General features: G+C 65.0%; 23 protein-coding genes. 12 read left to right on the top strand and 11 right to left on the bottom strand.

Going from position 1 to position 22003, the window contains the following annotated elements; translation table 11 throughout:
- The first annotated feature begins 97 nt into the window (after window positions 1-97).
- From ACQP2U_RS14820 to ACQP2U_RS14830, 3 genes are all read left to right on the top strand, one after another.
- Window positions 98-1054 (top strand): polysaccharide deacetylase family protein, encoded by a 957-nt coding sequence (locus ACQP2U_RS14820; protein WP_433715175.1) that lies wholly within the window; start codon window positions 98-100, stop codon window positions 1052-1054.
- Between the two features lie 63 nt (window positions 1055-1117).
- Window positions 1118-1288 (top strand): hypothetical protein, encoded by a 171-nt coding sequence (locus tag ACQP2U_RS14825; RefSeq protein WP_433715176.1) that lies wholly within the window; start codon window positions 1118-1120, stop codon window positions 1286-1288.
- A gap of 197 nt (window positions 1289-1485) precedes the next feature.
- The gene (locus ACQP2U_RS14830) at window positions 1486-4038 is read left to right on the top strand and encodes an MFS transporter (protein WP_433715177.1); all 2553 of its coding nucleotides are present in this window, start codon (window positions 1486-1488) and stop codon (window positions 4036-4038) included.
- 103 nt (window positions 4039-4141) lie between these two features.
- On the opposite strand, the gene ACQP2U_RS14835 is transcribed toward ACQP2U_RS14830, so the two are convergent.
- Complete coding sequence (locus ACQP2U_RS14835) at window positions 4142-5062, bottom strand: LLM class flavin-dependent oxidoreductase (RefSeq protein ID WP_433715178.1); 921 nt, start codon at window positions 5060-5062, stop codon at window positions 4142-4144.
- Window positions 5063-5221: 159 nt separating this feature from the next.
- On the opposite strand from ACQP2U_RS14835, the gene ACQP2U_RS14840 reads away from it, so the two are divergent.
- Entirely contained in the window at window positions 5222-5695 is a 474-nt protein-coding gene (locus ACQP2U_RS14840; protein WP_433715179.1) for a hypothetical protein, read from the top strand.
- 151 nt (window positions 5696-5846) lie between these two features.
- Here ACQP2U_RS14840 and ACQP2U_RS14845 read toward each other — a convergent pair whose 3' ends face one another.
- From ACQP2U_RS14845 to ACQP2U_RS14865, 5 genes are all read right to left on the bottom strand, one after another.
- A complete protein-coding gene (locus ACQP2U_RS14845; RefSeq protein WP_433715180.1) occupies window positions 5847-6071 on the bottom strand; it encodes a hypothetical protein in 225 nt (74 codons plus the stop codon).
- Window positions 6072-6117: 46 nt separating this feature from the next.
- Window positions 6118-7344, bottom strand: a complete 1227-nt coding sequence (locus tag ACQP2U_RS14850; protein ID WP_433715181.1) for a cytochrome P450 — start codon at window positions 7342-7344, stop codon at window positions 6118-6120.
- Between the two features lie 88 nt (window positions 7345-7432).
- Window positions 7433-7852 (bottom strand): MarR family winged helix-turn-helix transcriptional regulator, encoded by a 420-nt coding sequence (locus ACQP2U_RS14855; protein ID WP_433715182.1) that lies wholly within the window; start codon window positions 7850-7852, stop codon window positions 7433-7435.
- Window positions 7842-9218: an MFS transporter gene (locus ACQP2U_RS14860; protein ID WP_433715183.1), complete on the bottom strand. Its 1377-nt coding sequence runs from the start codon at window positions 9216-9218 to the stop codon at window positions 7842-7844. Before ACQP2U_RS14860 ends, ACQP2U_RS14855 begins: the two co-directional genes overlap by 11 nt.
- A gap of 77 nt (window positions 9219-9295) precedes the next feature.
- Complete coding sequence (locus ACQP2U_RS14865) at window positions 9296-10189, bottom strand: LysR family transcriptional regulator (RefSeq protein ID WP_433715184.1); 894 nt, start codon at window positions 10187-10189, stop codon at window positions 9296-9298.
- A gap of 79 nt (window positions 10190-10268) precedes the next feature.
- Between ACQP2U_RS14865 and ACQP2U_RS14870 the strand changes: the two genes are divergently transcribed.
- Together ACQP2U_RS14870 and ACQP2U_RS14875 are read left to right on the top strand one after the other, a co-directional pair.
- Window positions 10269-11189: an EamA family transporter gene (locus ACQP2U_RS14870; protein ID WP_433715185.1), complete on the top strand. Its 921-nt coding sequence runs from the start codon at window positions 10269-10271 to the stop codon at window positions 11187-11189.
- On the top strand, window positions 11186-11809 hold the full coding sequence (locus tag ACQP2U_RS14875; protein ID WP_433715186.1) for an NAD(P)-dependent oxidoreductase: 624 nt from the start codon (window positions 11186-11188) through the stop codon (window positions 11807-11809). Before ACQP2U_RS14870 ends, ACQP2U_RS14875 begins: the two co-directional genes overlap by 4 nt.
- Before the next feature lie 149 nt (window positions 11810-11958).
- Here ACQP2U_RS14875 and ACQP2U_RS14880 read toward each other — a convergent pair whose 3' ends face one another.
- The 3 genes from ACQP2U_RS14880 to ACQP2U_RS14890 all read right to left on the bottom strand — a co-directional run bounded on the left by ACQP2U_RS14880 (window position 11959) and on the right by ACQP2U_RS14890 (window position 14814).
- Window positions 11959-12915 (bottom strand): alpha/beta fold hydrolase, encoded by a 957-nt coding sequence (locus ACQP2U_RS14880; protein ID WP_433715187.1) that lies wholly within the window; start codon window positions 12913-12915, stop codon window positions 11959-11961.
- A gap of 118 nt (window positions 12916-13033) precedes the next feature.
- Window positions 13034-14359, bottom strand: coding sequence for an ABC1 kinase family protein (locus ACQP2U_RS14885; RefSeq protein ID WP_433715188.1), 1326 nt, complete (start codon window positions 14357-14359; stop codon window positions 13034-13036).
- Complete coding sequence (locus tag ACQP2U_RS14890) at window positions 14302-14814, bottom strand: hypothetical protein (protein WP_433715189.1); 513 nt, start codon at window positions 14812-14814, stop codon at window positions 14302-14304. The genes ACQP2U_RS14885 and ACQP2U_RS14890 overlap by 58 nt, the downstream gene beginning before the upstream one ends.
- Before the next feature lie 69 nt (window positions 14815-14883).
- Between ACQP2U_RS14890 and ACQP2U_RS14895 the strand changes: the two genes are divergently transcribed.
- From ACQP2U_RS14895 to ACQP2U_RS14905, 3 genes are all read left to right on the top strand, one after another.
- Window positions 14884-15798 (top strand): LysR family transcriptional regulator, encoded by a 915-nt coding sequence (locus ACQP2U_RS14895; protein ID WP_433715190.1) that lies wholly within the window; start codon window positions 14884-14886, stop codon window positions 15796-15798.
- Window positions 15799-16134: 336 nt separating this feature from the next.
- Window positions 16135-17091: an alpha/beta hydrolase gene (locus ACQP2U_RS14900; protein ID WP_433715191.1), complete on the top strand. Its 957-nt coding sequence runs from the start codon at window positions 16135-16137 to the stop codon at window positions 17089-17091.
- Window positions 17092-17279: 188 nt separating this feature from the next.
- A complete protein-coding gene (locus tag ACQP2U_RS14905; protein WP_433715192.1) occupies window positions 17280-17705 on the top strand; it encodes a nuclear transport factor 2 family protein in 426 nt (141 codons plus the stop codon).
- An 11-nt stretch (window positions 17706-17716) separates the two neighbouring features.
- On the opposite strand, the gene ACQP2U_RS14910 is transcribed toward ACQP2U_RS14905, so the two are convergent.
- Window positions 17717-18382 (bottom strand): hypothetical protein, encoded by a 666-nt coding sequence (locus ACQP2U_RS14910; protein WP_433715193.1) that lies wholly within the window; start codon window positions 18380-18382, stop codon window positions 17717-17719.
- 222 nt (window positions 18383-18604) lie between these two features.
- On the opposite strand from ACQP2U_RS14910, the gene ACQP2U_RS14915 reads away from it, so the two are divergent.
- Genes ACQP2U_RS14915 through ACQP2U_RS14925 form a run of 3 tightly spaced genes read left to right on the top strand, consistent with a single transcriptional unit; the run spans window position 18605 to window position 21152 of the window.
- Window positions 18605-19789 carry an NAD(P)/FAD-dependent oxidoreductase gene (locus ACQP2U_RS14915; RefSeq protein ID WP_433715194.1) on the top strand — a complete coding sequence of 395 codons (1185 nt, stop codon included), beginning with the start codon at window positions 18605-18607 and terminating at the stop codon, window positions 19787-19789.
- Entirely contained in the window at window positions 19786-20682 is an 897-nt protein-coding gene (sigJ, locus tag ACQP2U_RS14920) for an RNA polymerase sigma factor SigJ (RefSeq protein ID WP_433715195.1), read from the top strand. Before ACQP2U_RS14915 ends, sigJ begins: the two co-directional genes overlap by 4 nt.
- Before the next feature lie 41 nt (window positions 20683-20723).
- Window positions 20724-21152: an ester cyclase gene (locus tag ACQP2U_RS14925; RefSeq protein WP_433715196.1), complete on the top strand. Its 429-nt coding sequence runs from the start codon at window positions 20724-20726 to the stop codon at window positions 21150-21152.
- 299 nt (window positions 21153-21451) lie between these two features.
- On the opposite strand, the gene ACQP2U_RS14930 is transcribed toward ACQP2U_RS14925, so the two are convergent.
- Window positions 21452-21925 (bottom strand): nuclear transport factor 2 family protein, encoded by a 474-nt coding sequence (locus ACQP2U_RS14930; RefSeq protein ID WP_433715197.1) that lies wholly within the window; start codon window positions 21923-21925, stop codon window positions 21452-21454.
- Between the last annotated feature and the right edge of the window lie 78 nt (window positions 21926-22003).

A 22003-nucleotide genomic window follows, 5' to 3' on the forward strand; every position in this document is an offset into this window, starting at 1 on the left:
GGTTATGCCGATTCGCAACCGAGATTCCTCGCCGCCGCGTACCGTTCGATCGGTGGTGCGGTGCAGGGCTAGCGGAACTCGGGTTGTCCTGTCGGCCTTGATATTCGCGACGGTCACCGCATGTGGGGCAGCGGCGGATCCGGCCCCGGCGGCCATCGAAAAGGTTCCGGTGGCCACCTCGACGCCCGACCCGATCGCGGTGGGAGCCAATGAACTCGGACTCGTCCCGATCCTGATGTATCACCAGGTGACATCGACTCCGGTAGGCGAATACGACCAGACTCCGGAGAAGTTCCGCGCCGAACTCGAGCGCCTGTACCGCGAGAACTACCGGCCGGTGACCGTCGCCAACTACATCCGCGGCCATATCGACATCCCTGCTGGCACCCATCCGGTGGTGCTCACCTTCGACGACTCCACCAGCACCCAACTCCGGTTCATCGGGGACGCCACGGTGGCTCCGGATACCGCGATCGGGATACTCGAGGAGTTCGGCGCACGCAATCCGGACTTCCGGCCCACCGCGACGTTCTATGTCAATAACGAGCCGTTCGCCGGTGACGCGCGCGCACTGCCCTGGCTGGCCGCGCACGGATACGAAATCGGTGCGCACACCGCGAGTCACGCCGACCTCGGTCGGCTGGACAGCACCGGTGTGCAGCGTGAGCTGGTCGAGAACTTGCGCGCGATCGCGATCGCGGCGCCCGGCGATCGCGTGCGCACGATGGCCCTACCGCTCGGCATCTTTCCCAGCGACCGTGCCCTCGTCACCGCAGGAAGCTGGGACGGTACGAACTACGCGTTCGAAGCCGTGTTGCTGGTCGGCGCCGAGCCAGCACCCTCCCCGTTCGGTCAGGTCGATCCCGCTGGTGTGCCGCGCATCCGGTCGGGAAAGACCGAGGTCGACTTCGCCTCGGCCTACTGGCTCGACCGCCTCGACCAGCATCCCGACCAGCGGTATACCTCCGACGGCAACCCGAATAGGATCTCGGCCCCCAAACGGCTTGCCGACGAACTGAACCCGCGTTGGCGTGGTGAGTTCAACCCCTATTGACCAGCATAGAACCAAGTATGCCAAGAGTTTGCGGATGCATTCGAAGATCTGCTGCCGTGGCTGGTGCTCGGTACCGCGACCGCCGTGGTGGGCGCGGCCTGCGCTGCTGTTCTGCTCGGCGTCGGCCAGATCTGGGACCCGTCGAATCACGCCGAACCCGTCATAATCTTCGGCTGCGGTCGAGCCGTTGCCAGTGATCCGGCGCAGTGCCGCCCGGATCCGCTCGGCCGCTGAGGTATTGGTGCCGGGATGACCCGACCAGGCCGTTTCACCCCGAGCGGCCGTATGTATATTAGCGAGCGCAACTAGTTACGGGTGATCGGCGTGGGGGCGGATCGCTTGTGGCGCAGTGTGCCAATCGCTCGACCGGCTCGACTCAGGTTTCGAGACACTTCCACCACGGATAGCCGATCAGAACTAGGGCTCAAATTATGACGAATTCGACCAGCCAGGCCCCGGCAACGTCGCCGGACCTGGGTGCCGGTGAGGGTACGTCACTGTCGCACCGGCAGATCCTCACCATCCTGTCCGGACTGCTGCTCGGCATGTTCCTCGCCGCGCTCGATCAGAACATCGTGAGCGTCGCGATCGTGCGGATCGCCAACAGCCTGGACGGATTCGACGAACAGGCCTGGGCGACCACGGCGTATCTGATCACCGCGACGATCACCACCCCGCTGTACGGCAAACTGGCCGATATCTACGGTCGAAAGCCGTTCTATCTCACAGCGATCGGATTGTTCGTCATCGGCTCGGTGGCCTGCACCTTCGCCACGTCGATGTATGAACTCGCCGGATTCCGCGCTTTCCAGGGCCTGGGTGCGGGCGGGTTGATGTCGTTGGCGTTCACTATTATCGGCGATATCGTGCCCGCCCGGGAGCGGGTGCGCTACCAGGGCTATTTCATGATGGTCTTCGGTTCGGCGACGGTGCTCGGTCCGGTACTCGGTGGTTTCTTCTCGAACTACGACCAGCTCTGGGGCCTCGAGGGCTGGCGCTGGGTGTTCCTGGTCAATGCGCCGATCGGTGTGCTCGCGCTCGGTGTGGTCGCCAAGGTGCTCAATGTGCCGCATCAGCGCCAGGATCACCGCATCGACTGGTTCGGCGCGGTGGCATTGACGACCTGTGTGGTGCCGCTGCTGATCGTCGCCGAACAGGGCCGGGATTGGGGCTGGAGTTCGCAGCACGCGCTCATCTGCTACGGGATCGGTGCTGGCGGACTGCTGCTGTTCCTGCTCGTCGAATTCCTGATGAAGGACGCGGCGCTGATTCCGCTACGGCTGTTCGAGAACTCGACCTTCAGCGTGACCATCGCGGGTGGGTTCATTGTCGGTATCGCGATGTTCGGCGCGATTGTCATGGTGCCGCAGTACTTCCAAGTGGTGCGCGGATATTCGCCGACCAAATCGGGTCTGCTGATGCTGCCGCTGGTGCTGGGGATCATGTTCGGTTCGCAGCTGGCCGGCTTGACCACCAAGTTGACCGGGCGCTACAAGATCCTCCCCGTGATCGGGACATTCATCATCGCGGTCGGCGCGGGGCTCTACGGGCAGGTGCATTACGACAGTCCGCTCTGGCAGCCGATGGTCTACGGCGGCGTCATCGGATTCGGGCTCGGTTGCTGTATGCAGACCCTGATCATCGCGGCGCAGAATGCCGGTCCGCGTTCGGATATGGGTGTTTCGACCGCATCGGCGACCTTCTTCCGGCAGATGGGCGGCACGCTCGGTGTCGCGGTATTCCTGACCATTCTGTTCAACCTGTTGCCGCACCGGATCATCGACGCCTTCGGTGGCGCGCTGCCCGCCGGATTCGATGCCGCGCAGCTGAGCACCATGCAGAGCAATACCAGCGGAATCGCGGCGCTGCCGGATGAGCTGAGGGTGCCGATTCTGATCGGGTTCACCGATGCGATGCACGGCGTCTTCTATGTCGCGGCGGGAGTCGCACTGCTCGCGTGCCTGGTGCTGATGTTCATGAAAGAGATTCCGCTGCAGGACAATCCGGTGCCCGCTATGGAGTCGGCGACGTTGGAGTCCGAATCCAGCTGGGATGAGGCGCAGGTTTGGGAGGGTGCGGCGAAGGTGCTCTCCGAACCCGAACCGGTGCTGGCGGGTGCGGTTGGCCGCATCTCGGTAAATCACGACGGCAATGGTGTGTATGTGGCCGCCGTTGTACCGCAGTCGCATTCGGTCCTCGACTACGAAGGCGCGTCGATAGGCGGGCGGATCGGGCGCGAGGACGGCAGACCGGTGCCGGGCACGGTGCTGACGCTGATCGACCAACGGGGACACCAGGTTTCGCGCGCGATCGGGGATGCCGATGGCGGCTACCGGATCGAAGCGCCAGCCGCGGGCAACTACGTCTTGATCGCGTCGGCGACCGGACATCGGCCAGAGGCGGTCAGCGTGGCCATCGGACAGCGACCACAGCTGCTCGATCTGACCCTGACGGGCTCCGGCGAACTGTCCGGTGTGGTCCGTTCGGCCGGTCGCGGTACCCCGCTACCCGGTGCCACCGTCACACTCACCGATATCCACGGCGAGGTCGTCGGTGCCGCGATAACCGCGAGTGACGGCGGATATGTCTGCCACGGCGTCGTCTCGGGCACCTACACCCTGGTGGCCGTCGCCGAGCATATGCGCCCCAGTGCCACCACCCTCACCATCCCCGACAGCGGTCTCCTGCATCACGACATCGATATGGCATCGATGGCCGTCCTGGCCGGATCCGCTTGGGCCGACGGCGACCGAGCCGTGCCGGACATCCAGATCAGCGTCCTCGACGCATCCGGCGATCTCACCGCCACTACCCGCACCGATGCCAACGGCCGCTATCTGGTGACCGACCTCCCCGAAGGCCACTACACCGTAATCGCGCGCGGCTATCCACCGGTCACCACCCGAGTAACAGTCTCCGGCGGCGAGGTAGCCCACGATGTCCGCCTCGGCTACGAAACCGCAGAGGCCCCCGACCCCCGCTGACCCTGGCACGGTCTCTTCAAGCCGCGTAGGCGATGGCGTTGGTGGAGTTGTCGTTGCGGATGTCGCCGTTGAAGTGGTCGACGCGGGCGTGCTCCGTTATTGCTCAATCGACCTGCGGCAGTACCTCCGCGGCAATGCGCTCCATCTGCGCGGCCTCGTCGAAAAGCGGGTTGATCAGGATCATTTCGGCCCCGGCATCGGCCACTTCCCGCAGGCCCTGGATGCAGTCCTTCGGTGTGCCGTGGACGGCGACGGGGAGCAGGGTTTTGCCGAAGTCGCCGTAGAAGTCGGTCAGGGCGGTGGCCATGCGCTGTTCGGCCCGCGTCGGATCGTCGTCGACCGCGATGTAGACGCGTTTGGCAATACGGAAATCCGATGGGGCGCCGGAGTTCTCGGCCAGGGTTTCGCGCACGTACCGGACCTGTTCGGCGAATTTGGCCGTCGTACTGGAACCGGCGCCGAAGAAACCGTTGCCGTGCCGGACCGCGCGGCGCAGGGCCGCGGGTGTGCTGCCGCCGAACCACAATGGCGGATAAGGCTTCTGGAACGGCTTCGGCTCCATGGTGGCACTGGTCAACTGCCAGAACTCGCCCTCGAAATCGATTCGCGGTTGGGTCCACAGCGCCTTCATGACGCGCAGGCCCTCATTGAAGCGGGTCACCAGATTGTCGGCAGGGTCGACATCGAAGGCGGAGAACATCCGGTTGCGCCCGCCGATCCCGACGCCGATCTCCAGTCGGCCACGCGTGAGCTGATCCAGCGTGCTGATGCGTTTGGCGAGGTGCACCGGATTGTGCAGCGGCGTCACGAACACCGCGCATCCGAAGCGGAGCCGCTCGTTGCATGCGGCCGCGTAGGTCAACAACTCGATCGGACTCAGATTGGGCGCGGATCCGAGCAGCTGCTCGGTCGTCCAGGCGCTTTCGAAGCCGAGCGCCTCGGCTCGATCCAGGTAGGTCCGCAGATTTTCCGGTTGGAACGATCCGTCGGGAATGAGCTGCGGAACCGAAATGGCGTATCGCATCGTCCGAGCCTAGCTCGCGCGTCGCGGCACCCCCTTCAGGTGATTTCGAGCCAGACCTCAACATGCCGGTAACTCGACTGTTACCGCCCGCCGCGCGACGGCGCGCCCGGCACGGTTAGATTGTCCGAAAGCCGTTATCCCAGAGAGGAAAACACCCCCGTGGGGCCGTTCTGCAGAGCCGTCTTCCTGGACGTCGACCACAAGCTGATCGGGTATCTCGAACCCAAGGTCCGCTTCCTGAAACGCGCCTGGATCGGCGACGACTTCGTCCAGGGTGTGGAGCGCCTCCTGACGGTGCCGACGCGCGTGGTGTGGGCCGGACCGCAAGTAGGGAAGCAGATCAGTCTGTATGACAAGGCCGCCTCCGTTGCCCCGCTGATCGCGCCCCAGCACGGCTTCATCGGCCGCTACATCCTCAACCACGACAAACGCACCTATGTGGACAAGGCGGCGGTCCGACACGGCGACGACCGCCACCGCATCCACCCGCTGCCGATGCTCACCGCCGAAGGCGCGGATTGCGCCGGTGGCGATTTCGCACTGATCGGTACCTGGTCCGGCGATCGCATTTCCATGAGCGCCACCGTGCCCACCGGCTTCGAGCTGCTGAAGTACGACATTGTGCCGAACTGATCCATGGTCGACTACGGTCGACCATCTCAGCTCGACGTGCGGCGTGTCCGCTCGCACCAGGAGATGGGCCGAAAGCGCTTGCGGCGTTCGGAAATTGCGTGACGATAGCCACAGCACTCGCGCATACTCTGCAGAATCCGCCTGATGCTTATCAGAGCCGCGGATCGAAGACCAGCCGAAATCCGGTCAGCTCGTGCTCATCACCGATGGCCCAGAACTCCCGTCCCGGTAATTCGTTCTGCGGCAGCCCGGCCTGTTCGGCGATATCGGCCGCCGGTATCCACATTGGCGAATGTGCCGGATGCCATGGTGTCTGCACCTGCGCCCGATCGCCGAACAACAGGATCACCCGCACCCGCACTGGTTCAGGATCCATAAGTACATGATGCGCGCTGGCAACGGCGTTGCCGAGGTCGCGTGCATCAATCGAAACGTACTTCCCACCGTTTGATGCCATTGAGCCAGCCGGAGCGCAGATGTTCCGGTTCGGCGACCTGACTCAATTCGGGCATGGTGTCGGCAATGGCATTGAACATCAGATCGATCTCGAGTCGGGCCAGGTTCGCGCCGAGGCAGTAGTGCGTGCCCGCGCCGCCGAAGCCGACGTGTGGATTGGGATCGCGCAGGATATCGAAGGTGAACGGATTCTCGAAGGCATCCTCGTCGAAATTGGCCGAGCTGTAGAACAAACCGACACGCTGACCCTCGCGGATCAACTGTCCGCCGAGCTCCACATCGCGCATCGCCGTCCGCTGGAATACCGAGACGGGGGTCGCCCAGCGGACGATCTCATCCGGCGCGGTGCGGGGCCGCTGCTGTTTGTAGAGCTCCCATTGGTCCGGATTGTCGACGAAGGCCTTCATGCCGTGGGTGATCGAATTTCGGGTGGTCTCATTGCCCGCCACCGACAGCAGGATCACGAAGAACGCGAACTCGTCCGAACCCAGCTGCTCACCCTCGATATCGGCATTGACCAGCTGCGTCACGATATCGTCTGCCGGGCAGGCCCGCCGCTGCTCGGCCATGCTCCAGGCGTAGCCGCTCAATTCCAGCTGTGCGGTCTGGGCATCGCTGGCGTACTCCGGATCGTCGGCGCCGATCATCTGATTGGACCAGTGGAACAGCTTCTTGCGGTCCTGCTGGGGCACCCCGAGTAGTTCGGCAATGGCCTGCAGCGGTAATTCACAGGCGACCTGCTCCACGAAATCACCGCTACCCGACTTCTTCGCCTCGTGCACGATTCGGGCCGCGCGCTCGGTGAGCGCCGCCCGCAGCCCCTCCACCGCGCGCGGTGTGAAGCCCTTGGACACGATGCGCCGATTCTTCGTGTGGGCGGGCGGATCCATATTGAGCAGAATCAGCCGCTGCATATCGATCTGCTCGCGGGTGATGGTGGACTGAAACCGGATGATCGCGCTGTTGGCGGAGGAGGAGAAGATCTCCGGATGTTTCGAGATCTCCCTGATGTCTTCGAGCTTGGTGACCGCCCAATAGCCGCCGTCATCGAAGCCGCTGGACCGGTCGGACTGGGCACACCACCAGACCGGTGCGGTTCGGCGCAGTTCCGCGAATTCCTCGGTGGGTCTGCGTTTCGCCCACAGGTCCGGGTCGGTGAAATCGAATCCGGCGGGAATCGACGGCGTGGCCATGGCCACCTCCCAGAGCTAGAACACGTTCTACAGCCGATTCAAGCACAATGTGCCGCTCGGAGACAGTGAAATGCCCATGTGCCGACGGTCAGTGTTCGAGCTTGCGTAAGAGCCGGTGCAGTGTGTGCAGGTCGTCGGGGGAGAGGGCGGTGACGGTGGCAGGGGCGGGGTCGGGGGTCGCCATGGCCTGTGCGAGTACGGCGCGGCCCGCATTGGTGATGGAGACCTGTTTGCGGCGGCGGTTGGTGGGGTCGATCTCGCGCACGACGAGGCCGAGTTCGTCGAGATTATTGACCGCGACCGTGGTGGCGGGCGCGTCCATGCCGGTCGCCTGCGCGATCTGGTTGAGCGTGAGCGGGCCGGGCCGCAAGCGGCGCAGAATGCGAATTCGACTGAACGGCAATCCGGTTCGCTCGGTGACCGCCCGCTTCCACGAGTCACGGGTATCCATCACCAAGTGGGTGAGCTGGGCCCAGACATCGTCGGCGGTTGGCGCGTCATCCGGCATGTGCGGGGACCTTCTCTTCCAGTATCGGGGCGACGCGATCGCGGGACCGCGCGGCCCAGCGGGTGTTCGCGACAATGCCGAGTATGGCGATTCCGGCCGTGAAAACCGCAATCAGCCACCACAGACCGGCGCCGGTCAGCGCGCCGCACAGTGCGACACCCATGCTCACGCCGACCTGTCTGCTGGTCGAGGCGACCGCTGACGCGGCGCCCGCGCGATCCAGCGGCATCCCGCTGACCGCCGCCGTGGTGATCGGCGCATTGACCATGCCGAATCCGATTCCGAAGATCGCGAAGACGATGACCAGTTGCCAGATCGGAGTCGTCACATCGAGTCGGGTGAGCAGCACGGCGGCGATGGTCATCGCGATGCCCGCCGCGACCAGTGAGGGCTTGGTCCCGTGGCGTCCAACCAGACGCCCTGACAGGGGCGAGAAGATGAGTGTCGCGACCGCCATGGCCAGATACAGCGCCCCGGTGTGCACCGCCGAATAACCGCGCAGCTCTTGCAGATACAGCGAGCAGGTGAACAGGAATGCGCCGAGTGCGGCGAAGGCGAAGATCGCGGTCACCGTCGCCGAGGCGAACGGCACACTGCGGAAGAAGCGTAGATCGATGAACGGATCCGAGCGTCGCGATTCCTGCCACAGGAAGGCCACGAGGGCGAGCACCGACACCACGAATACCACGGGCGACCGCTCGATCAACCCGAACACCACCGTGAACAGAAATGCGATGGCCAGCAGCTGCCCGATCGGATCGAGCCCGCGCACCGTGGCCGACTTCGATTCCGGCACGAACAGTGTCGTCAAGACCAGTGCGAGCACACAGATCGGCAGATTGATCCAGAACACCGACTGCCACCCGAGTCCATCGATCAGCACGCCGCCGACCATCGGTCCCAATGCCATCGATATGCCGACCACCGCACCCCAAATGCCCACCGCGCGAGCACGTTCCACTTTCCCGGTGAAAACCTGCGTAATGATCGACATCGCAACCGGGTTCAGCATCGATCCACCGATCGCCTGCAAAAACCTTGCCCCGATGAGAGTTTCGATATTCGGTGCGAGGCTGCATGCCAGCGACCCGAGTGCGAACACCGTCAACCCGATCCGGAACACCCGCCGCCGCCCGAACCGGTCCGCCGTCGCGCCCGCGAGCATCAGCAGACTCGCCATCGTGAGCGTGTAGATATCGATGATCCACTGCAGCCGAGCCAGTGGCGCACCCAGATCCACCCGAATAGCGGGCACCGCGACATTCACGATCGTCGAATCCATCGACACGATCAGCAGGCTCAGGCAACACGTCGCCAACACCACCAACTTCCGTCGCGGCGCCAACTCTCCAACAGTTGTATTCACACAACAATTGTGTAATCACAACTGTTCTGAATGCAAGGGCTGTCCCAGGATGTGAGCCATGGAACAAGGCTGGTCTCCTATGAGCCTGGTGGGCGGTCGGTTACGGGGATTCCGAGAATGGTGAGGAAAGCGGTCGCCGCGGGCGTCCGGCCGATACGGCTCCAGATGACGTATTCGATGCGGGCCGGTGCGTCGGTGACCTCGATGGTGACAACGCCACTGAGCTGGGGCGTGTAGGCGGCGGGGAGCATGGCCACGGCGAGGCCAGGTCTGACCAGTCGGGCGATGTAATCCCCGGTGGTCACCTCGAACGCGACGTCGCGGTCGAGGCCGGCGGCGGCGAAGGCTTGATCGGATTGGATGCGTCCGGCCGTCCCGGCCGGAAGGTCCACGAAAACCTCCGAAGAGAGTCTGCGCAGGTCGACCAGCGGTTGGTCGGCGAGAGGATGATCGGGCGCGACCACGGCGACGAGGCGGTCACGCGCGAGCTCGTGGGCGGCGACACCCTCGGGGTGCGCCGTGGTGGGCAGACCCAGGAAGGCCACGTCGACGGTGCCGTCCTTGACCTGTTCGATGAGGTCATCGCTCGCGCCCACCCGCAAGTCGATGCGCACCTGCGGATAAAGCCGACGGAACTCGCGCAGCGCATCCGGGATATCGACCGCCGCGACGGTCGCGATCAGGCCGACGGCGAGGCGTCCGCGTATTTCCCCGACAGCCGCGGCGACCTCGCCCGCCGCGCGCTCGGCGGCGTCCAGGCACTGGCGGGCGGCGGGCAGGAATGCCGCACCGGCCGGTGTCAGCCGCACTCGGCGGCTGGTGCGTTCGAAGAGTCGCGCGCCGAGTTCGCGTTCCAGACGTGCGATCTGGTGGCTGAGGGCGGACTGGACGACCAGACACCGTTGGGCGGCTCTGGTGAAGCTGTTCGTCTCGGCGACCGCGACGACATAGCGCATCTGCTGGAGCTCCATGGATCAATCTTGTATCGAGATTGATCCAGTGACAAACATGTGTTGGACTCATCAATTCTTTGGCGGTGAAATTGCGAGTGTGAAAAATCCAGCAGCACAGCGGGTTTCCGGAGTAACCACCGGAAACCTGTCGCGGGCCGCGCTGACGGCGTCCGCGCCTTTGGCATGGGGCACGACCTATGTGGTCACCACCGAACTTCTCCCGCTGGGACATCCACTGTTCGCGGGACTCTTGCGTGCGCTGCCCGCCGGTCTGATCGCACTGGCGGTTACCCGGACGGTGCCGCGCGGAGCGTGGTGGGGAAAGGCCGCGACGCTCGGCGTTCTGAATATCGGGCTGTTCTTTCCACTGCTGTTCGTTGCGGCCGAACGTCTGCCGGGTGGTGTTGCCGCGACCTTGGCAGCGGCTCAGCCACTCATCGTGGCGATCCTGGCCGTGCTGGTCCTGCACGAGAGCCCATCGGCCTGGCGGATCGGCTGGGGCGCGGTGGGGCTCGTTGGCGTCGGTCTGGTGGTGATCGGGCCGAATGCGGCACTGGACGCAATCGGGATCGTGGCGGGCCTCGGTTGCGCGGCCACGATGGCGCTCGGCGTGACGCTCACCAAACGCTGGGGACGGCCCGCCGAAGCGAGTCCAACGGCCTTCGCCGGCTGGCAACTCACCGCGGGTGGCCTGTTCCTGCTGCCCGTCACCATCCTGTTCGAGGGAGCGCCTCCCACCATCGATCCGCCCGCCATCCTCGGCTACCTCTGGCTCGGTCTGTTCGGCGGCCTGCTCGCCTACGTCCTGTGGTTCCGCGGCATCACTACCTTGCCCGTCAACTCGGTCTCCATCTTGTCGCTGCTCTCACCCCTGGTCGCTGCCGTGCTCGGCGCAGTCCTGCTCGACCAGACCCTCGGCCCGATCCAACTCCTCGGATTCGGCCTCGCACTCGCCGCCATCGTCGCCGGTCAACTTCCCGCGCCCATGCGCGCCGGACTGGAAAGGACAATTCGATGAAAATCGCCGTAGTAGGAGCCGCGGGCATGGTCGGTTCGCGCGTCCTCGACGAAGCCGCAAGCCGCGGCCATGACCTCATCGCGGTATTCCGGAACCAGCGGCCTACCATGCTGCCACCGGGAACGACCTCGGTCGCAAGTGACGCCGACGAGTTGAGCGGTCTGTTCGATAGCGCCGATGCGATCGTGCTGGCGACCCGTCCAGCGCCAGGGCAGGAAGACTCTGTCGTCGCCACCACGACGGCGCTACTCGACGCCGCCGCGGCAGCTGACGCGCGCATCCTCGTTGTCGGCGGTGCGGCACCGCTGCGAAACCCGAGGCATCCCGATCGGCTCGTCATAGACAGTCCGGAGTACGTGCCGCCCGCGATCCGCCCCATCGCCGCCGCCAGCGTCGCGCAATGGGAAGCCTGCCGAACTCACCCCGCCAACTGGATCTATCTCAGTCCGCCCGCCCTCCTGGAACCCGGACATCGCACCGGAAGATACCGACGCGGCACCACGACCCTCATCACCGATGCCGATGGCGCATCCCGAATCTCCGCCGAAGATCTCGCCGTGGCGGTCCTCGACGAACTCGAAACCCCATGCGATACACAACATTTCACCGTCGGCTACTGAACCCGAAGGGAGTATCCACATGGATACAGCGTTCATGGGGCCCATGCGAGTCCCGATTCGAGCTGAAGCGGCCTGACTGCCAAAAATTGGGCGCGACCGTAGCGTGCCGGAGACCGCGACGTCGCGTGCGGAGGTTGCTCGCCGCCCCACTACGCGACGAGGGCGAGGTGCGCGCCCGCGGCCGTGCCGGTACCGCCGGCGCGCGTCATCAGGCGGGTGATGGCCTCGACGACCGCCGTCGGCTGCTCGAGGATCACCGAATGGCCGGCACCGTCGACCAGGACGAAATCCGAGTACTCGATGGCGGCGGCCATCGCGATGGAATGCGGCGGCGGCGTCATCAGGTCGGCACTACCGCACAGCACCAAGGTCGGGATTTTCGACAGGACCGCGAGGGCGTCGGTCTGGTCGAAGACTATGAAGGCGCTCAGGAAGCTCGCCATCGTCACGATCGGCGTCTCGTTGTGCATCGCGTTGGCGAGGGCGAGCACCCGCGAGCTCACCTTGCGATCGCCGAATTCGGCGGTACGGATGATCGGGGCGAAGACCTTGCAGGCCATGAGCTTCGCATGGTGCATGAGGCCCGGCGCGCGTCGGACGGCCGCCTGGAATGCCGAAACGGCCGGGTTGCGCAGCAGGCGTCCGAAGCCGGCGTCGGCGAGTCCACTCGCTGCGGTCGCGATGAGTGCGACCCCGGTAATGCGCGTGCCGATCTCATGCGGGTTCTGACTGGCATAGGTGAGCACCGTCATGCCGCCCATCGAGTGGCCGACGAGGACGACCGGTCCGGTGGGGGCGACAGCATCGAGAACGTCGCGCAGGTCGTTGCCGAGCTGCTCGAGGTGGTAGGTCCGCCGGGATGCGGCGGCGGAATCACCGTGGCCGCGGTGGTCGTAGCAGACGATCCGGGCGCCCGGGTACCGGCGCAGCAGCGCGTGGCGTACGTAGGTCCACGAAGCGGTGCGCAGGCAGTGCCCGTGCAGCAGGACCACCGTGAGCTCGGCGTCGCGCGGGCCGTATTCGCGAACCGCGAGTTCCACGCCGTCCTCGGTCGAGACCGTGGCACGACGTTCCGCCGAGGCGGCGGGGGTGCGGGTGATCGACATCGAGGGCTCCGGTTCGGTTGCGGTGACTTGATTAACTGTCCGCCGCATCGCCCGCCGATATCAGGTCCCCGAGTGCTGAGCTCTTTCCCCCAAGGTGGAGCGGATCACCACCAAGGTGTCACCGGTCGGCGCGCCACAACGCTGTCGCCCGTCCGATCCGGGTTACCGGAGGTTCGTGGTAGAGCCACTCCCGGGCGATTCGGTGCCAATTGTTCGTCGTCCGCAATTGTCCCAATACGGCGAGCGTGAACAGGTCTGCTCGCCGCGAGAAGACATGCTCCGGCGGAAGCCACTGCTGTCGCATACCGCGAAACTCGGCGACCCTGGGGTCGACCGCGAGAATGACTGCGCCGGTGGCGAGTTCGGGTGTCACCGTGATTTCCTCATCGGTCAGATGCCAGCCGGCGGCCGCCCACACATACTCCAGGCATTCGGCTGCCGTGACATCCGATTCCGGGTCGATGATGCCGCGATCCACCCACGCCGCATGAAGGTCCTGGGCCCGATTTTCACCGGCGGCCCGTAGACACGCACGCTCGAGTTCGACATGTACCGGATCCATATTGTTGTAGAGCCCGAAATCCACGAACGCGACGCGACCGTCCGCGGCGAGCATGATATTGCCGTGATGCGGGTCACCGCAGAATTCGAAATCCGAAAACAGCGAACCGACATAGAAGCGATAGATCAGCTCGCCGATCCCATCGCGTTCGGGCGCTGGCAGGTCCTGGATCTGCTGAAACGACTTGCCGTCGACGAACTCGGTCACCAGGACGTGGTGCCCGCAGAGCTCTTCGACGCTGTCGGGGACCGTGATGAACGGATGGTCCCGGTAGCGTGCGGCGACCCGGTGCTGGGTTCGTGCTTCGTGCACGTAATCGAGTTCACTGCCGATATTGCGGGCGATTTCTTCCAGTACATCGCTATCGGCCGCGCTCGGCAGCATGGATTTCCAGAGTCTGCTGATCATTGCCAGGTTGCGCATATCCGCCTCGACGGCCTCGTCCACGCTCGGGTATTTGACCTTCACCGCGACGGTGCGTCCATCGTGCAACTTCGCGCGATAAACCTGGCCGATCGAGGCCGCGGCGATGGCGTTCTCGTCGAAGTCGGCGAATGCCCGCGCCAATGGCCCGAGATCGTCCTCGATCACCTGCCGCATCGCCGGAAACGGGAATGCGGGCGCTTGATCGCGTAGCTCGGCGAGTTTGTCGCGGAACATCGCACGGTGCGATTCCGGCAGCAGATCCACATCGAGTACCGACAGCATCTGTCCGAATTTCATCGCCGCGCCTTTCATGGCGCCGAGCACGGTGACGAGTTGCTGTGCGGTGCGCAGTGTGGATTGTTCGGCGAGCAGTTGCCGGGCCTGTTCCGTTCGACCGATCATCGCCAGGCGAGTACCGACCTCCCGGACGGCTTGTCCGGCGACCAATCGGCCCATCTACTCGATGGCGAGGACGCATCGAGGTCCTTGGCCCGACGATCGGATCCACGTCGGGACAGCAGCGACTGCAGCACGACGAGTACGCCGGAGATGAGCACGAGCACGCCGATCGCCCGTAGTCCGTCGTCGGCACCCGAAACAAACGCTGCCACAACGTCATCGGTGTGTCCGGAAGCCAGAGCTTGTGCCACGGTGTGCGGATCATGGTCGGCGCGGATATCCGGTGGTAGTGCGGCGACGAACCGTGCAGTGAGCACCGTGCCGATCACCGCGACGCCGAGCGCGCTGCCGAACTCCCGGGTGGTGGCCTGCAATCCCGCTGCGACCCCGGCTTGCTCCGGCGGCAGCGATCCTGCGATCGCGCCCGACAATGTCGGAAGTGCCAGCGTCACACCGACTCCCATCACCACGAGCCACGCGGCATATGCGACATACGGAGTCCGCGCGGCCACGACCGTATGGACGTGGCCATTATTCGTGCCACGCAACTTTCACAATTGATACTTGCGTACGATGCAACTGTGTCAGAACAGCTAGACCTGAACCTCCTGCGCGTATTCGACGCGCTACTCCAGGACGGCAGCGTCACGGGGGCCTCCGAGCGCCTACATCTGTCCATCCCGGCGACCAGCCGGGCTTTGGGCCGACTGCGGCGGGCGATGGGTGATCCGATCCTGGTGCGCGCCGGTCGTGGGATGGCTCCGACACCGTTCGCCCTGCGCACCGCGCCGCGGGTGCGGTCCCTGCTGGACGAGGCCTCGGCACTGATCAGCGCCGATCGCGACATCACGGTCGCGGAATTGCAACGCACCTTCACGATTCGCATCAATGACGGTGTGGCCGCGACCCTGGCGGCAGTGGCGGTCGATGCCACGGCCGCGGTCGCCCCCGGCGTAACGCTGCGCTTCGTCGCGGAGGGCAGCGAGAGCATCGAGGCGCTGCGTGACGGCTCGGTCGATCTGGATATCGGCGCGGGCGACATCGTCGCTCCCGACATCCGGTCGGCTGTGCTGTATCGCGAACGAATAGTGGGCATAGTCCGCGCCGACAGCCCGCTGGGCCGCCGCCCGACCTTGCGGCAACTGTGCCGCCATCCACACGTCTCGGCTTCCCGGCGTGGTCACGCTCGCGGGCCGCTCGACGACGCACTCGACGCCGCGGGATTGCAACGCCGCGTGGCCGCCGTCGTGCCGACTTCCGCCGTCGCCGCGCTCTTGGTCGCCTCGAGTCGGTACGTCGGACTCGTGCCGCAGCGGCTCGCCGAACAGTACGGCCAAGCCCTCGGCCTGCGCTGGTTTCCGATCCCGGCACCCCTACCGGGTGTCGAAGTGCGACTGCTCTGGCACGCCCGCCTCGACGCCGACCCGGCGCAGCGCTGGCTCCGTGACACCATTCGCGACGCGCTCCGCCCGCCGGGCAAGTCCGGCTCCGAGTGATTGATCGGTTTCGAAGAGAAGCCGGTGCGGGATCGGCCAAGTACCAGCTCTTACACCGAAACTTTGGTACGGTATGGCCGCGTATGCCATGGGCGGCAAGGTCGTCTGCTTCTTCCGAACCGCCGAGAAATTCCAGTCGTGGTACGCGACGTTCGGCTTCGAACGACATCGCGGCCCTCGATGAAGGCACCATCTGGCCGACCGCCTTCGCATTGACGAAGTTGACGGCCGACGATGAGGAACGGCTCGGCGCGCTCAGTGCGAAGGCGGTCAGCTGAGGCGAGAGCATTGTCGCGCAAACTATGATGATCTTTCCGATCGGTAGGAGGTGTGCGGGTGGGTACAGCACGGTCTGGGAATCATTGGGGTTGGCTGCGCAAGACCGGCGCTGCGCTGGCAGCCGCCGTTCTGCTGTCATCGATCGGTGCGGCACAAGCCAGCGCCACACCCGCGGGTGGTTTCGAGGACCTGTTCGTGCCGTCGAGTATGGGATCGGTCAAGGTCCAGGTGCAGTGGGCGGCCCGAGGCGGCAGCGCGGCCGTCTATGTGCTCGACGGTCTCCGTGCGCCCACCGATCACAGTCAGTGGACCAGCGATACCGACGCGCTGCGCGAATTCGCAGGCGACAACGTCACTTTGGTGTTCCCGGTCGGCGGCCGGTCGAGCTTCTACACCGACTGGTACCGACCCAGCAGTACCAATGGTCAGCAGACGACGTACAAATGGGAAACCTTCCTCACTCGGGAGTTGCCCGCATTCCTGGCCGGGTACGGCGTTTCGCGCACCAACAACGCGATTGTCGGTGCCTCTATGGGCGGCAATGCCGCACTGATACTGGCCGGCCAGCATCGCGACCAATTCAAGTTCGCCGGATCATTTTCCGGCTTCGTGCACCCGACTTTTCCACTCTGGAACGAAGCGATGCGCGCTGCCATGTGGGACGAGGGCAACTTCAATGTGGACGATATGTGGGGTCCGGCTGGTGACCCCGCCTGGATCCGCAACGATGCCACTGTCCAGGCGGAATCGCTGCGCGGGCTGCCGGTCTACGTCTGGACCGGCAATGGCCAGCCCGGCCCGCTCGACCTGCCGTACGGAATCGGCAACACGGCGAACGGGATGGCCCTCGAAGCGATGACGTTGACCTCCGCCCAGATGCTGCGTGATCGAATGACCGAACTCGGCATCCCCGCGCGTTTCGACATCGTCAACGGAACGCACACCTGGCCCTATTGGCAGCAAGCGCTCGCGTCGGCGCGTCCGATGATCCTGGATGCGCTCGGCGCACACTGACTTGTCCCGTGCCCACCACAACGTGACCACCTGCGGTGCACCGTGGCCTCCAGCGGTGCGCCCGGACATGGCGACCGGACGCGAAACGGTGTCGGCGACCGGCTTCGTGCCGGTCGCCGGTATCGCGGCGGGTCGGATTATCTCGACGTGTATCGGGTAGGTGCGACTATAACGACGGAAGGAGAGTCATGGTCGACCACGAGAGCTTTGCGCAAGCAGCACAACGGATCTACTACGAATGGGACAAAGCGTTGTCCGATGACGACGTGGCGGGACTGCTGGCTCTGTACGCCCCCGACGCCGTGCTCGAAAGCCCCGCCGTTCCACTGACCATGGGCACCGAGAGCGGAGTCGTGCACGGCCACAACGAACTTCGGCCAGTGCTCGAACAAGTCGCCGCGCGCAAACCCCCGCTGCGCACCTACTATCGAACGGGCTACCTGACCGACGGTGCGCGCACCATGATCTTCGAATACCCCCGCCAGACGCCCACGGGTGAGCAAATGGACTTCGTCGAGGTGATGGAGATCGCCGACGGTCTCATTCAGCGCCACTGCGTCTACTGGGGATGGCGCGGTGTCCAAGTCATCCGCGACGATGCCTACCACAAGTAGCAGTGCCGGGCCTAGTGAACCAAGGCGCGGTTTCGTGCGTAGGCGATGACATCGTCCGCGTATGCGGACGCGTCTCGTTCCGCGCAATGCTTCCGGAGTTGGTCGAATGCGTCGTCCAGTTGGGGGCCTGGTCCCCGATCGGCGAGCAGGACAACGATCGCCTCCCAGGCGCCGATGCGCGGGTCGGGATGGGCGAGCAGTTCGTAGAGGTACTGGTCCGGCTCCACCAACCGTAATGCGCGGCGCGCGTAGGCGTGTACGCGCCGGGGCAGTTCGGTGCGAATGGTGTCGATATCGGGTTGCAGGACATGCTGGCCGGGTTGTTCCGGATCGAGTCGTATGGACCACGATGCGGTCAGCCCGTCGGGCAGGGGGTGGGTGTTGATCAGGTCGGGGCCCGTGGCCTCTTCCAGTGGTGTGGGCGGCACGCCAAGTTGTGCGTTGCGCCAATTGAGGTATTCCCACCAGGCTGTTGGGGTGGCACCCAGCTCCAAGCCGAATCCGAGGACCTGCTGCCCATTGGTCCACGTGCGGGAAACTCGAGTGCGGCCGACGGCGGCGACACCGCCTGGCTCGACCCGTATCCACCTGGGGTCGGCGCCGTGAAACCGGTACGGTTGCAACAGTTTTCCTGTTTCACGCAACAGGCGACGCAGCGCCGACTCAGGTCTGACCATCCTCGCAGATTAACGACGTGGTCCGACAGATTGCCGCGGCGGGGCAACGCGCCGACTTCCACAGCCCGGCACATGGAGCGCCCTGCTGTCGATGTGGATGGATGCACTCGATGCCACCACGGGCACGCCCGCCGAGCTGCTCAGAGCCGTACTCCAGCGATGAGTGACGCACGTCACGTCGCATCCATGTCATGTTTCAGGGTTGCGCGGTGTCTTGTGGGCATGAATGAACACGACACACCCCATAAGGTCGTCGTCATCGGCGGCGGTTACGCCGGGACAGTTGCGGCCAACCATCTGCGAATGCGCGCCGATATCGACATCACGCTGGTGAATCCCCGTCCGGAGTTCGTCGACCGGGTCCGCCTGCACCAGTTCGTGGCCGGGACCGGCGATGCGACGATCGACTACGGCACACTGCTCGGCGAGGGCATTCGGTTGGTAGTCGACAGCGCCACGCGCATCGATACCGCTGCCCGCACGATACGCCTGGCGTCGGGTCGCACGCTCGACTACGACCATGTCATCTACGCGGTCGGCAGCACAGCGGCGATACCGTCGGTGTCCGGCGCGGCCGAGTTCGCTTTCCCCCTCGCTGAATTCGAGTCCGCGCAGCGGCTGCGTGCCAGGCTGGACGAGTTGCCTGTCGATGCTCCCGTCACCGTGGTCGGCGGCGGACCGACCGGCATCGAGACGGCCGCCGAACTGGCCGAACAAGGACGCGCGGTCACGCTGGCATGTGGCGCAACCCTGATGCCCGCACTGAGCGCGTCGGGTCGCCGGTACGTCGCCGACTGGCTGTCGCGGCACGGTGTCGCCGTGCTCGAGGGTGACGTGGTGACGGAGGTGCGGCCGGATGCGGTCGTCTTCGCCGATGGTGTGGCGCGACCGAGCGCACTGACCATGTGGACGACGGGTTTCGGCGTGCCGCAGTTGGCGGCCGAGAGCGGGCTACGGACCGACGCGCTCGGTCGGCTACTCACCGACGAAACCCTGACCAGCATCGACGACGACCGGATCGTGGCGACCGGCGACGCCGCAGCGCCATCGGGCCAACCGCTGCGGATGAGCTGCCAGGGCGCCGGGCCGCTCGGGGCGCAGGCGGCGAATACTGTGCTGAGTCACATCGCGGGGACCGAACCCGCGATGCTCGACTTGGCCCTCACCGGGGCGTGCGTAAGCCTCGGTCGTCGCGTCGGCATCCGACAACTCGCCCGCAAAGACGACACCGCGGTGAACCTCTACATCGGCGGACGCATGGGTGCGCGGATCAAGGAGGTGACCTGCAAGGTCGCGGTGTGGAAGATCCGTCGCGAGGCCCGCAAGCCGGGTTCCCTGATCTGGCCGAAGGGCGGCCCGCGTCCTGAGCGGCCGACCTCCGCCGCGCCGGTGGTCGCGTCCTCGTGACGACCGACGAGCACGCCGAGCGATTCACCGTGCTGCGGCCACTGCTGTTCACGATCGTGTACGAAATCCTCGGTTCGGCAACCGAATCCGACGACGTGCTGCAGGACAGCTATCTGCGGTGGGCCGAGGTGGACCTCGCGACGGTGCGCGATACCAAGTCGTATCTGGCACAGTTGGTGACCCGGCAGGCCCTCAATGCCGTGCGGGCCGGCGCGCGCCGTCGCGAGGACTACATCGGCCCGTGGCTACCCGAGCCGCTGCTGCTCGACGAGCACGACCCGTCAGCCGACGTCGTACTCGCCGAATCGGTGTCGATGGCGATGCTCGTACTACTGGAAACACTCACTCCCGACGAGCGTGCGGTGTTCGTGCTCCGCGAGGTATTCGGCTTCGACTATGACGACATCGCCGCGGCGGTGGACAAATCCGTGGCGACGGTGCGCCAGGTTGCCCATCGCGCCCGCTCGCACGTGCAGGCGCGGCGTAAACGCTTCGAGCCCGTCGACACGGTGAAAATAGCGGAGATCACCCAGCAGTTCATGACAGCGGCGTCCACCGGTGACGCACAGGGGTTGCTTTCGCTACTCGCTCCGGAGGTCGCCTGGACCGCCGACAGCGGCGGCAAGGCCATCGCGACGCGCAGACCGGTAGTGGGCGCGCAGAAGGTGGCCCGATGCCTCGTGGACCTGTTCCACAAGGCGAGCAGGACACCGAATCTGCGGATCGAAATGCTCAACTGCAACAACACTCCCGCCATGGCGGTCTACAGCCACGACTACCTGGAAGGCGTCTTCCTGATGGAGATCATCGACGGCAAGATCACCAACTTCTATGCCATCCGCAACCCGGACAAGCTCGTCACGGTGGCGGTTCCGCGTCGGATCAGCCGATAGCGGTCCGGCAAACCCGTTCATGTCAATCGAGGAGAAGCCACATGTCAACAGCAGCAACTAATAAGGCGGCGTTCAGCCGCATCCATGACGCCGTCAACAGCGGCGATCTGGAGGTCATCTCGAAGACGATCGATGAGGTCGTCATGCCGGACATGCTGTTCCACGCGCCGGTGCCGATGGGTACGACGGGGCAACAGGCACTCAAACAAGTGTGGGCTGTGCTTCTTCGTGCATTCCCCGATATTCACGTTGCGGTCGAGGATGTGATCGCCGAGGGGGACAAGGTTGTCTTCCGGAACACGGTCACCGGGACCCATCAGGGTGAGTATCGGGGAATGCCGCCGACCGGCAAATCCGTCGCGTACAACGAGATCTTCATCGTCCGCTTCGCCGACGGCCGAATCGCTGAGATCTGGGGTGTCGTCGACGTCTTCGCACAGCTGCGACAACTCGGCGCCATTCCCACCTAGTCCGCGACCGAATCGTCTGCTGCGCGGATGATTGCCGCTGCGCCACCCCTGGTCCGGGGACCCGCTGATCAGCCTGTACGCCAACGGGTTCCCGAGAATTAGGGGTACCGGCCGGGGGCTGTCGGCAGTGTACGCAGCAGATAGGTTGGCGCCCAACTAGGTCCGTGACTGTTCGCCCATCGGCATTTCGGATGTTTTCCAGCTTCAACGCATCTGATCGCGGGCCATGGCGTTCTGCCTGGCACGGAATTCGAATGACGTTGGCTGCCAGCTGATCTGAGAGTTGAGACAGGGCGGGATCATGATGCGTTCGAGTCGCTCCGGTCGTGCATGGGTATCTGTGGCTCGAAGGCTTGGGCGACGGCGAGGCTGTCTTCGTAGACGTGGTGGCGGGTAACGAGGCCGTTTTCGATGGTCAGATGTAGCGCGAAACGGGAGCGGTAGGCGCGGCCGGTGGGGCGGGCGGTTTGGCGGATTTCACCAAGTACCACCGCGTCTGGGCCGTCGACCAGAATGCGTTCGACCACGGTGCCGACCTCTTCGGGCACATGGTGGTGAGCGATTTCACGGAAATGCGCGGCCGCGTCGGCGCGGGTGGCGCGGTGGCGGATCCATGGCGTGGCGGGTCGGTTGTGCTCATTGTCCGGCCAATTGAGTTTCCAGTCGCTGACCGGGGCATAGAGTGCGGCGGTGGCGTCCGGGTCGCCCGCACCGATCCGGCGCAGCAACTCCTCGACGACAGTCCGAGTGGTGGTCGTCCCGAGTTCGTTCATGCCTGCCACCATGCCCGCGTCGCTGCGGCGCGTCGATTACCTCCCACGTAATACCGACCGCCTGGCGTGCAGGCGTGA

The organism is Nocardia sp. CA-084685, assembly GCF_050955785.1.
GTDB lineage: Bacteria > Actinomycetota > Actinomycetes > Mycobacteriales > Mycobacteriaceae > Nocardia.